At 68.7% G+C, this 10492-nt stretch carries 10 protein-coding genes and 1 pseudogene; 3 read left to right on the top strand and 8 right to left on the bottom strand.

Annotation, left to right across the window (positions count from 1 at the left end; translation table 11 throughout):
- Both BMG07_RS11690 and BMG07_RS11685 read left to right on the top strand, forming a co-directional pair.
- Positions 1-367, top strand: a 367-nt coding sequence (locus BMG07_RS11690) for a 1-acyl-sn-glycerol-3-phosphate acyltransferase (protein ID WP_198084710.1), incomplete at its 5' end; no start/stop codon positions are given.
- A 34-nt stretch (positions 368-401) separates the two neighbouring features.
- A complete protein-coding gene (locus BMG07_RS11685) occupies positions 402-1391 on the top strand; it encodes a phosphatidate cytidylyltransferase (protein ID WP_198084709.1) in 990 nt (329 codons plus the stop codon).
- 15 nt (positions 1392-1406) lie between these two features.
- Here the strand turns inward: BMG07_RS11685 and BMG07_RS11680 are convergent, their stop codons facing one another.
- The gene (locus BMG07_RS11680; protein WP_198084708.1) at positions 1407-3473 is read right to left on the bottom strand and encodes a hypothetical protein; all 2067 of its coding nucleotides are present in this window, start codon (positions 3471-3473) and stop codon (positions 1407-1409) included.
- A gap of 150 nt (positions 3474-3623) precedes the next feature.
- On the opposite strand from BMG07_RS11680, the gene ruvC reads away from it, so the two are divergent.
- Positions 3624-4172, top strand: a complete 549-nt coding sequence (ruvC, locus tag BMG07_RS11675) for a crossover junction endodeoxyribonuclease RuvC (protein WP_198084707.1) — start codon at positions 3624-3626, stop codon at positions 4170-4172.
- A 9-nt stretch (positions 4173-4181) separates the two neighbouring features.
- Here the strand turns inward: ruvC and BMG07_RS11670 are convergent, their stop codons facing one another.
- The 7 genes and pseudogenes from BMG07_RS11670 to BMG07_RS11640 form a co-directional block, all read right to left on the bottom strand.
- Positions 4182-4670, bottom strand: coding sequence for a hypothetical protein (locus tag BMG07_RS11670; RefSeq protein ID WP_198084706.1), 489 nt, complete (start codon positions 4668-4670; stop codon positions 4182-4184).
- A 70-nt stretch (positions 4671-4740) separates the two neighbouring features.
- The gene (locus BMG07_RS11665) at positions 4741-4917 is read right to left on the bottom strand and encodes a hypothetical protein (RefSeq protein ID WP_198084705.1); all 177 of its coding nucleotides are present in this window, start codon (positions 4915-4917) and stop codon (positions 4741-4743) included.
- Between the two features lie 26 nt (positions 4918-4943).
- Positions 4944-5867 carry a UDP-3-O-acyl-N-acetylglucosamine deacetylase gene (lpxC, locus tag BMG07_RS11660; protein ID WP_198084704.1) on the bottom strand — a complete coding sequence of 308 codons (924 nt, stop codon included), beginning with the start codon at positions 5865-5867 and terminating at the stop codon, positions 4944-4946.
- A gap of 208 nt (positions 5868-6075) precedes the next feature.
- On the bottom strand, positions 6076-7299 hold the full coding sequence (gene ftsZ / locus BMG07_RS11655; RefSeq protein WP_198084703.1) for a cell division protein FtsZ: 1224 nt from the start codon (positions 7297-7299) through the stop codon (positions 6076-6078).
- Between the two features lie 170 nt (positions 7300-7469).
- Positions 7470-8699, bottom strand: coding sequence for a cell division protein FtsA (gene ftsA / locus BMG07_RS11650; RefSeq protein ID WP_198084702.1), 1230 nt, complete (start codon positions 8697-8699; stop codon positions 7470-7472).
- A 28-nt stretch (positions 8700-8727) separates the two neighbouring features.
- Positions 8728-9515: pseudogene (locus BMG07_RS11645) on the bottom strand (cell division protein FtsQ/DivIB).
- A gap of 2 nt (positions 9516-9517) precedes the next feature.
- The gene (locus tag BMG07_RS11640) at positions 9518-10489 is read right to left on the bottom strand and encodes a D-alanine--D-alanine ligase (RefSeq protein WP_198084701.1); all 972 of its coding nucleotides are present in this window, start codon (positions 10487-10489) and stop codon (positions 9518-9520) included.
- Positions 10490-10492: the final 3 nt, after the last annotated feature.

Raw genomic sequence — 10492 nt, 5'->3', positions numbered from 1 at the left:
GCCGGCCGCCGCGCAACCCGAGCCCGTTCCCGCGCCTCCCGCCGCCGACCCGCTGGCCCCGCTCATCGACGCCCTGCGCAGCGGCGACTCGATCATCATCTTCCCCGAGGGCACGCGCGGCCACACCGGCGAGCCGCAGAAGTTCAAGTCGGGCCTCTACGCCCTGGCCACGATGTTCCCCGAGGTGGTGCTGGTGCCGGCCTGGATCGACAACGTGCAGCGCGTCATGCCCAAGGGCGAGATCGTGCCCGTGCCCATCCTTTGCTCCGTCACCTTCGGCGCGCCGATCCGCGTCGAGGAAGGCGAAGAGCGCCGCCCGTTCCTGGACCGCGCCCGTGCCGCCGTGATCGCGCTGCGCGACGTCTGACATGAAGCTCGAGCAACCCGACGCGCAGTAAAAAATGAACCAGTTCCTGCGCAACCTCACGCCGACCCAGCAGGTCGCGGCCCTCTTTCTCATCGTCTTCGGCCTGCTCGCGATCGTGAGCGCCACCGCGTTCTTCCTCACCTTCCGGGAACGCCGCAACCCCGTGCACGACGCCGCGTGGCAAGCCGAACTCGCGCACTTTCGCCAACTGCTGGGCACCACCTGGTTCATGGTGATCATCTTCTGGATCGGCTGGGCACTGGGCGAAACCGTGGCCACCGTGCTGTTCGCGCTGATCTCCTTCTTCGCGCTGCGCGAGTTCATCACGCTGTCGCCCACGCGGCGCGGCGACCACCGCAGCCTGATCCTCGCGTTCTTCGTGGTGCTGCCGATCCAGTTCTGGCTGGTGGCCACCGCGCGCTTCGACCTGTTCACCGTGTTCATCCCGGTCTACGTGTTCCTTGCCATTCCAGTGGCGAGCGCGCTGGCCAACGACCCGAGCCAGTTCCTCGAGCGCAACGCCAAGCTGCAGTGGGGCATCATGGTCTGCGTGTACGGCATGAGCCACGTGCCCGCGTTGCTGCTGCTGAGCTTTCCGGGCTACGAGGGCAAGAGCGCCTTCCTCGTGTTCTTCCTGGTGTTCGTGGTGCAGACCTCGGTGCTGGTGCAGCACCTGATCTCGCGCCGCACGCAACGCACGCCCTTCGCGCCCAACGTGAGCCGCAGCTTCAACTGGACCAGCTGGGGCATCGGCATCGTGGTGGCCAGCCTGGTGGGCGCGCTGTTCTCGTTCATCACGCCCTTCAAGTTCGGCCAGGCCCTGGCGGTGTCGGTCATCGCCTGCATCGCGGGCTCGATGGGCCACCTGGTGATGAAGGCGCTCAAGCGCGACCGGGGCATTCCCAACTGGGGCAAGAAGGGCGTGGGCGTGACCGGCGCCAACGGCCTGCTCGACCGGGTCGACGCGCTGTGCTTCGCGGCGCCGATCTTCTTTCACTCCATCCGCTGGTACTTCAACGCCTGAAGCCCCACGGGGCGTTCAGGCCTTGCGCCGCACCACGCGGTCGAAGGCTTCCTTCGCCTTGCGTCCCAAGGCCTTGGCCTTCAACGCCTGCAGCTCGCGCGTCATGCGCGTGCGCTGCTCGGGCGACATGGCGGTGCCGAAGCGGCCGAGCGTGTCTTCGAGCGCCGCGCGTTGCGCCTCGGTGCGGCCCTGCCGGCCCTCGGCCTCGGCCAGCCACTCGCCCGCGTTGGCGACGCGCTCGCGCAGCGCCGCGTCGCCCGAGTCGCCGAAGCGCGCCATCAGCACGCGGTAGGCCTTGGCCTGGCCGGCGGTGTCGCCGAGCTTTTCGAGTGCCTTGGCCTTGTTGATCATCGACTTGGCGGCCCACAGCTGCAGCGTGCCTTCTCGCGCGACGGCCGTGCGCCCGATCACTTCGTCATAGCAGCCGACGGCCGCCTTCAGCTGTCCCGCCTGGCGCAGCGCCATGCCCTTGCGGAACAGCGCGCCGGCCACGCGGCCGCGCAGCTCGGGCAGATCGCTGTCGCCCCAGCGCGCCACGATCTCGTCGTGCACGCGCATCTCGTCTTCGGGCCGGCCGAGGCGGTCGAGCGCGGTGCTCTTGTATTGCAGGCACAGCGCGACCTGCTCCTGCATGGCCGTGGCGGCGTCGGCGCCGTAGCAGGCGTCCATGGTGTCGGCGGCGGCGATCACTTCGCTGAAACGTTCCAGCGCGATCAGGCAGAAGGCCTTGTGCGCCAGCGCCCGCGCGCACTGGCGGCGCAGCTCGGCATGCGGCGAGGCGGCATGCGCCGCGAGCACCTCGTCGAACAGCGCGATGGCTTCGTGCGGCTCGCCGGCATCGCCATGCTTGCGGCCCTGCTTCACCTGCTCGCGCACCGCGTCGCGCACGTCGGCCGAGAGCTCTTCGGCATCGACCACCCTGCGCAGCCGCCGCAGGCAGGTCAGGCGGCCCGCGGTCGCCTTGGACAGGGTGTCGCGCAACTGCGGGGCGTCCGCGTCCTCGAGGCGCGCCATGAGGTCTTCGTACACCGCGAGCGCGTCCTCGGGCCGGCCCAGCCGTTCGAGCAGCACGAAGCCCTGGTTGAGCCGCGCGCTGGCCACGGTGCGCTGCACCACGGCGTCGCCGTCGCCCGCGAAGGTGCCGAGCAGGCGTTCGCAGGCGGCCAGCGCCGCGGCGGCATCGTCGTGCTCGCGCAGCCCCACCACCCAGTCGTAGGCGCGCACCACCGCCATGCGGCGCACCTGCGTCGACGCATCGTGGCCGTAGCGTTCGAGCAGCCAGCCGACGAGCTCGGCGCGCCGCGCCTGCTCGTCGGGCCCGAGCCCGTCGAAGAACAGGGTCAGCGCGCGCACGCCCTCCAGGCGCAGCTCGGGCGCGGCGTCGGCCAGTCCGGCCTCGATCTGGTCGGCCACCGCCAGGCACATCACCTGGGCCTGCGTGTGCTGCGCCAGTTCGCGCAGGTTCAGCACCGAGGCCAGGCGCGCCCGCGCCACGCGCAGCACCACGCCGGGGTCGCTGCTGCCGTCGAAGCGTTCGATGGCGGCCTCCAGCGTGGCCAGCGCGTCTTGCGGCAGGCCGCGATGGTGTTCGATCTCGGCCTTCAGCAAGCGCGCTTCCACGCGCCATGCGTCGCGCGCGGCATCGGCCTGCGCGTCGAGCATCTCGCTCATGAAGTCGCAAGCCGCGCACCGGGCCTCGGGCTCGTCGATGAGCCAGGTGCGCTGGAACAGCGCGTTGGCGATGTGCTCGCGCACCTCGGGTTCGGCGCGCTGTCCGTGCGCGGCGATCAGGCGGTCGAGCGTGGTCAGCGCGTCGGCGGGGCGATGCAGCTGGCGCAGCATGTGGGCCAGCAGGCGCAGCGCCTGGCAGCAAGGCACCACCACATCGGCTTCGGGCCGGCCCGCGAACTCCTCGAGCAGGCGGCCACAGGCGGCCAGTGCTTCGCCGCGCCGGCCCAGGTCGTTCAGCAGCTCGGCCTGCCGCAGGCGCGCGGCGGCGCGTTCGGTGGGGTGCTGCAGGCGCTCGAGCAAGGCCTGTGCTTCATCCAGTTGCTGCTGCGCGGAGGACTCGACTACATTCACATTCGCTTCCTTGTGTGGCGCGCCCTGCGGGAAGCGGGGCGGACGGTCCGAATCGGCACGGATTCTGCCCGCGATCACGCGGCTTTCCCGCGCGACTTCGCACCTCTTTCGACTCTCTTGATGCAGGCTTAGGCCTTTTCGCTACCTTTCATGCGCATTCTCGGCATCGACCCCGGCTTGACGACCACCGGCTTCGGCGTGGTCGACGTGGACGGCCATGCGCTGCGCTACGTGGCCAGCGGCACCATCAGCACGCGGCACCTGGGCACGGGCAATCTGCCGGCGCGCCTGAAGGTGCTGTTCGACGGCATCGCGGAAATCGCGGCGCGCTACCAGCCCGACGCGTCGGCGGTGGAAATCATCTTCGTCAACGTCAACCCGCAATCGACGCTGCTGCTGGGGCAGGCGCGCGGCGCATGCGTGACCTCGCTGGTGAACAGCAACCTCACCGTGGCCGAGTACACGGCGCTGCAGATGAAGAAGGCCGTGGCCGGGCACGGCCAGGCCGCCAAGGCACAGGTGCAGGAGATGGTGAAACGCCTGCTCGATCTGCCGGGCCTGCCGGGCGCCGACGCGGCCGACGCGCTGGGCATCGCGATCACGCATGCGCAGGTGGGGCGCTCGATGGCGCGGCTCGCGCAGGCGGCCGAGCTGTCGAAGACGCATGCCGGCACGTACCGGCAAGGCCGTTCGCGCTGAGCGGCAGCGCTACCGGCGAAAGTCCAGCCGCCCGTGGGGCCAGCGGCCGTCGATGCGGCGGTGGTCGACGACCAGCCCGACCCAGGGCTGCGTGATGGCCGGGTTGCTTAGGTTGATGTAGCGGCCCACGAGCCGGTGCAGGCCGGCCTGGCGCACGTCGAGCAGCGCATGGCGCGCGCCGTCGTGCCAGTCGAACAGCAGGTGGATGTGGCCGACGCCGATCTTCACGCGGGCCTGGCCCTCTTTCCATGCGGCGGCGGTGTCGCCGGGCATCGTCGGGTCCGCGCCGCCGTTCCAGCGGCTCGACCAGGCGCCCGCGATCGTCAACGGCATCTCTCGCGCGGCACGCGAAGCAACGCCCCACGCCTCGGCATTGGCGTCGCTGGCCGCGCCGTCGAGGCGCACGCTTGCGGCAAACGCGTCGATGTCTTCACCGTCGGGGTCGGGCGCATCCTGCACGCCGAACGGATTGCGGGAAGGGGGTGTGCGGGTGTTCATGGCGCCATCGTGCGCCGGCGGCCGCTGCCCGGCATGCCGTTTCCGGACATGCGAACAGCGCCGCGAAAAACTACGCGACGCGCTCGGCGATCAGCACCGCGAAGAAGCCGAACGCCGCGAGCAACGTCCACTTCAGCACGATCCAGCCGAAGCGGCGGTACTTGGGCTGTCCCGTGCCCGCATAGAACGCGAAGGACGCGCCGGCCACCAACAGAAGCAGCAGGATGGCCCAGCGGAAAAGAAGCATGTCGTGAAAGCGCGGGCTGCCCGGGCCTACCAGGCGCGGGCGACTTCGCCGAAACCGCGCGGTGCGCGCTTTTCGTCCTCGAAGGTCACGACTTCGTAGGCGTCGCTGTGCGAGAGCAGTTCGCGCAGCAGCTTGTTGTTCAGCGCATGGCCCGAGCGGAACGCGGTGTACGCGGCCAGCAGCGGCTTGCCGATGATGTACAGGTCGCCCATGGCGTCCAGGATCTTGTGCTTCACGAACTCGTCGTCGTAGCGCAGGCCGCCGGCATTGAGCACCTTGGTGTCGTCCATGACGATGGCGTTGTCCAGGCCGCCGCCCAGGGCCAGGCCCTTGCTGCGCATGTACTCGACCTCTTTGGTGAAGCCGAAGGTACGGGCGCGCGCGATGTCGCGGCTGTACGAGTCGGTGCCCAGGTCGAACTCCACGCGCTGGCCGGTGGAGTTGACGACGCGGTGGTCGAAGTCGATCTCGAAGGCCAGCTTGAAGCCGTGGTACGGCTCCAGGCTCGCCCACTTCTCGTTGGCGCCCTCGCCTTCGCGCACCTCGACCTTGCGGGTCACGCGGATGAAGCGGCGCGGCGCCTTCTGCAGCGCGATGCCCGCGCTTTGCAGCAGGAACACGAAGGACGAGGCCGACCCGTCAAGGATCGGCACTTCGTCGGCCGTGATGTCGATGTAGAGGTTGTCGATGCCCAGGCCCGCGCAGGCGGACATGATGTGCTCGACCGTCTGCACCTTGGCGCCGCCGGTGGAGACCGTGGACGCCAGGCGCGTGTCGGTGACCGACTCGGCGGTCATGCGGATCTCGACCGGCTCGGGCAGGTCGACGCGGCGGAACACGATGCCCGTGTCGGCCGGGGCCGGACGCAGGGTCAGCTCCACGCGTTGGCCGCTGTGCAGCCCCACGCCCACGGCGCGGCTGATCGACTTGAGGGTTCGTTGTTGCAGCACACCCTCGATTTTAGGCGCGCGACGGGCGTGACGCCCTATGCCCTTGGCTATGGCCCCGATAGACATGGTTTCCCTGAAAGCCCGGCGATGGACGCAAAGGGCACGAGGTGGACGCAGCGCCTAGGGCCAGCGGAAGTCCCTTTCAGGTCTTCCCTGGTGCCCCTTGCGAACCCTCGTGCCCTCTGCGTTCGGTCGCCGCGGCGTGTTCTCAGTCGGCCTGGCGGCGCAGGAACGCGGGGATCTCGAAGTCGTCCATGCCGCCCGACGACAGCGCGTCCACCTTGGCGGCGGCCATCGTGCGGTTGGTGCGCCACACGCTGGGCACGGCCATGCCGTCGTAGTTGGGCTGGCTGCCGCCGCCGTGGCCACCGGCGCTGGCGTGACCCATGCCGCCGAGCGTGGGCACGGTGAACGGGATGTTGTCGGTGCCGGTGCGGATCACTTCCAGCGTCGGGGCCTGGCGGCGTGCGTCGGCGCGCGACAGGCCGGTGGCAACCACCGTCACGCGCATTTCGTCGCCGAGGCTTTCGTCGTAGGCGGCGCCGTAGATCACGTGCGCGTCCGGCGAGGCGTAGGCGCGGATGGTGTTCATCGCCAGCTTCGACTCGTTCAGCTTCAGCGAGCCCTTCGATGCCGTCACCAGCACCAGCACGCCCTTGGCGCCCGACAGGTCGATGCCTTCGAGCAGCGGGCAGGCCACGGCCTGCTCGGCGGCGATGCGCGCGCGGTCCGGGCCCGCAGCCGCGGCCGTGCCCATCATGGCCTTGCCGGGTTCGCCCATCACGGTGCGCACGTCTTCGAAGTCGACGTTCACGCCGCCGTACTCGTTGATGATTTCCGAGATGCCGCCCACGGCGTTCTTCAGCACGTCGTTGGCTTGCGCGAAGGCTTCGTCCTGCGTGACGTCGTCGCCCAGCACGTCGAGCAGCTTCTCGTTGAGCACCACGATCAGCGAGTCGACGTTGGCTTCGAGCTCGGCCAAGCCGGCGTCGGCGTTGGTCATGCGGCGACCGCCTTCCCAGTCGAAGGGCTTGGTCACCACGCCCACGGTGAGGATGCCCATTTCCTTCGCGACGCGCGCGATCACGGGTGCGGCGCCGGTGCCGGTGCCGCCGCCCATGCCGGCCGTGATGAACAGCATGTGCGCGCCGTCGATGGCGGCGCGGATGTCGTCCACCGCGGCTTCGGCCGCGTCACGGCCCTTTTCGGGCTTGCTGCCGGCACCCAGGCCGCTGGTGCCCAGCTGGATGATCTTGTGCGCGCTGCTGCGTTGCAGTGCCTGGGCATCGGTGTTCGCGCAGACGAACTGAACGCCCTGCACACCGCGCTCCATCATGTGGGCGACCGCATTGCCGCCGCCACCGCCGACACCGATCACCTTGATCTGCGTGCCCTGATTGAACTCTTCGACTTCGATCATTTCGATGGTCATTTTTAACTCCTTGAATCTTGCAGTTGCCGTTATGTGTCTATGAATATTTCTTGTGCCGTGACGAGATCAACGATGTGGTCGTCACGATGGTGGACCTGTGCGTCGCCATCGCTCGTTGAAATGCAAGGGAGGGCTGCCGCGCGCGAGCCAGAGTGGTGACTTGATCATCGTCAGAAATTCCCCACGATGAAGTCCTTGAAGCGTCCGAACGCGGTTTTTACCGACCCGTTCTTCTGCGCGACCTTGAAGCCGCGCATGCGCGCGAAACGTGCCTCTTCGAGAAGGCCCATGACTGTAGCGGCGCGGGGCTGCGCGACCATGTCGGACAACGCGCTCGAATACTTCGGAATGCCGCGCCGCACCGGCTTCAGGAAGATGTCTTCACCGAGCTCGACCATGCCCGGCATCACCGCGCTGCCGCCCGTGAGCACCACGCCCGACGACAGCACTTCCTCGTAGCCCGACTCGCGCACCACCTGCTGCACCAGCGAGAAGATTTCCTCGATGCGCGGTTCGATCACGCCGGCCAGCGCCTGCTTGCTCAGCATCCGCGGGCCGCGATCGCCCAGGCCCGGCACCTCGACCTGCGTGTCGGGGTCGGCCAGCAGCTGCTTGGCATAGCCGTTCTCGACCTTGATGTCTTCCGCGTCCTTGGTCGGCGTGCGCAGCGCCATGGCGATGTCGCTCGTGATCAGGTCGCCGGCAATGGGGATCACGGCCGTGTGGCGGATCGCGCCGTTGGTGAAGATCGCCACGTCGGTGGTGCCCGCGCCGATGTCGACCAGCACCACGCCCAGCTCGCGCTCGTCTTCGGTCAGCACCGCCTGGCTCGAGGCCAGCGGGTTCAGCATCAGCTGGTCGACCTCCAGGCCGCAGCGGCGCACGCACTTGATGATGTTCTCGGCCGCGCTCTGCGCGCCGGTCACGATGTGCACCTTGGCTTCGAGCCGCATGCCGCTCATGCCGATCGGCTCCTTCACGTCCTGGCCGTCGATCACGAATTCCTGCGGCTCCACCAGCAGCAGGCGCTGGTCGCTCGAGATGTTGATGGCGCGCGCCGTCTCGACCACGCGGGCCACGTCGGCCGGCGTCACTTCCTTGTCCTTCACCGCCACCATGCCGCTGGAGTTGATGCCGCGGATGTGGCTGCCGGTGATGCCGGTGTAGACGCGGCTGATCTTGCAGTCGGCCATCAGCTCGGCTTCTTTCAGCGCCTGCTGGATGCTCTGCACCGTGGCGTCGATGTTCACCACCACGCCGCGCTTCAATCCGTTGCTCGGCGCAACACCGAGGCCGGCCAGCTTGAGCTCGCCGCCGGGCAGCACTTCGGCCACCACCACCATCACTTTGGCGGTGCCGATGTCCAGTCCTACGACCAGGTCTTTGTATTCTTTGGGCATTGATATGTCCTCGATTCCTCGGTATTCGCTACTTGATTCTTCTTGGGGCCTCGGGCGAGACCGTGGTGACGCCGCGCAGCCGCAATGCATACGCGTCGTTGTGGCGCAAGTCGGCGCCCTCGACGTCGGCCACTGTGCGGTGGTACTGGCCCGCGACCTGGGTCACGGTCTTCAGGAACCGCTGCAGCCGGGCCGTCACCTCCTCGCTCTGGCCACGGCCGAGCTCCAGCTCGGCGCCGGTGTCCAGCACCACCTTCCAGCTGCCCCGGCTCGACAGCGTGAGCTCGTCGATGCTGAAGTCGTAGGGCTGGAACTGCGGCTGCAGCACGCGGTACATGCCCAGCACCTGGCCGGCCTGCTCGATCGGGCCGTCCAGGCGCGGCAGGTTGTCGTCGACCTCGGCCACGTTGGCCTCGAACACGTCGCCGAAACCGTTGATGAGCTTGGAGCCCGCCTCGTCGCCCCACGCCGCCACCGGCACCTGCTCGGTCAGCGTCACGCGCAGCTTGTTCGGGAACTCGCGCCGCACCACCGCGCTGCGCACCCACGGCACCGACTCGAAGGCCGCGCGGGCGCGCGACAGGTCGATGGTGAAGAAGTTGCCCGTGAGCTGCGGCGCCACGTTGGCGCGCAGCGTGACCGCGTTGTTGTGCGTGACCTCGCCGTCCACCTTGATGCCGCCGATGGGGAAGAAAGGCTGGCGCAGCACCCACCAGCGCCCGCCGCCAGCAGCATGAGCGCCACCATCGCGAAGGCAATGTTCGCGACGATGTTCATGAGCTTGACGTCGAAGGGCGCGGGGATGCTGTCGGCCATGGCTATAGCGAACCTCCGGTGGCGTCCAGCGCGGCCGCGGCCAGCACGCGCAGGCACAGTTCTTCGTAGGGGATGCCCGCCGCGCGCGCCGACATCGGCACCAGCGAGTGGCTGGTCATGCCGGGCGAGGTGTTCATCTCGAGCAGGAAGGGCTTGCGGTCGCTGGCGCGGATCATCACGTCGCCTCGGCCCCAGCCGCGGCAGCCGAGCGTGCGGTAGGCGGCCAGCGTGATGCGCTGGATCTCGTGCTCCTCGGCTTCGGGCAGGCCGCTCGGGCAGTGGTACTTCACGTCGTCGGTGAAGTACTTGTTCTGGTAGTCGTAGGCGCCTTCGGGCGCGGCGATGCGCACCACCGGCAGCGCGCGCGCGTCCAGGCCGTGGCCGAGCACGGCGCAGGTCACTTCCTCGCCTTCGATGAACTCCTCGCAGAGCACGTCGGCGTCATACCTGGCGGACAGCGTGACCGCCTCCTGCATCTGCGAGTAGCCCTCGACCTTGGTCACGCCGATGGACGAGCCTTCGCGCGGCGGCTTCACGATCACGGGCAGGCCGAGCACGTCGGGCACGGCCATGATCTGCTCGCGGCTTTGCTGGTCGAAGGCCAGGCGCACATACTTGGGCGTCGGCAGGCCGTCGGCCTGCCAGATGCGCTTGGTCATGACCTTGTCCATGGCCACGCTCGAAGCCATCACGCCCGAGCCGGTGTAGGGAATGCCGAGCAGTTCGAGCGCGCCCTGCACGGTGCCGTCTTCGCCATGGCGGCCATGCAGCGCGACGAAGCAGCGCGCGAAGCCTTCGCGCTTGAGGTCGGTCAGCTCGCGGTCCTTGGGGTCGAAGGCATGCGCGTCGACACCGCGCGAGCGCAGGGCTTCGAGCACGCCGGTGCCCGACAGCAGGGAAATTTCGCGTTCGGCGGACGTGCCGCCGAACAGCACGGCGACCTTGCCGAAGCGTTTGGGATCCTGAAGGCTCATGCG

Origin of the sequence: Variovorax sp. E3 (assembly GCF_016082275.1) — a bacterium.
Lineage (GTDB): Bacteria > Pseudomonadota > Gammaproteobacteria > Burkholderiales > Burkholderiaceae_C > Variovorax.
Note: the sequence above shows the minus strand (reverse complement) of the source record. Positions and strands in the feature narration are given on the sequence as shown.

What these genes read in the sequence shown, in the direction of transcription:
- BMG07_RS11685 (WP_198084709.1), top strand. Translation starts at nt 402, where the DNA reads ATGAACCAGTTCCTGCGCAACCTCACGCCGACCCAGCAGGTCGCGGCC.
- ruvC (WP_198084707.1), top strand. Translation starts at nt 3,624, where the DNA reads ATGCGCATTCTCGGCATCGACCCCGGCTTGACGACCACCGGCTTCGGC.
- BMG07_RS11670 (WP_198084706.1), bottom strand. Translation starts at nt 4,670, where the DNA reads ATGAACACCCGCACACCCCCTTCCCGCAATCCGTTCGGCGTGCAGGAT.
- BMG07_RS11665 (WP_198084705.1), bottom strand. Translation starts at nt 4,917, where the DNA reads ATGCTTCTTTTCCGCTGGGCCATCCTGCTGCTTCTGTTGGTGGCCGGC.
- ftsZ (WP_198084703.1), bottom strand. Translation starts at nt 7,299, where the DNA reads ATGACCATCGAAATGATCGAAGTCGAAGAGTTCAATCAGGGCACGCAG.
- ftsA (WP_198084702.1), bottom strand. Translation starts at nt 8,699, where the DNA reads ATGCCCAAAGAATACAAAGACCTGGTCGTAGGACTGGACATCGGCACC.
- BMG07_RS11640 (WP_198084701.1), bottom strand. Translation starts at nt 10,489, where the DNA reads ATGAGCCTTCAGGATCCCAAACGCTTCGGCAAGGTCGCCGTGCTGTTC.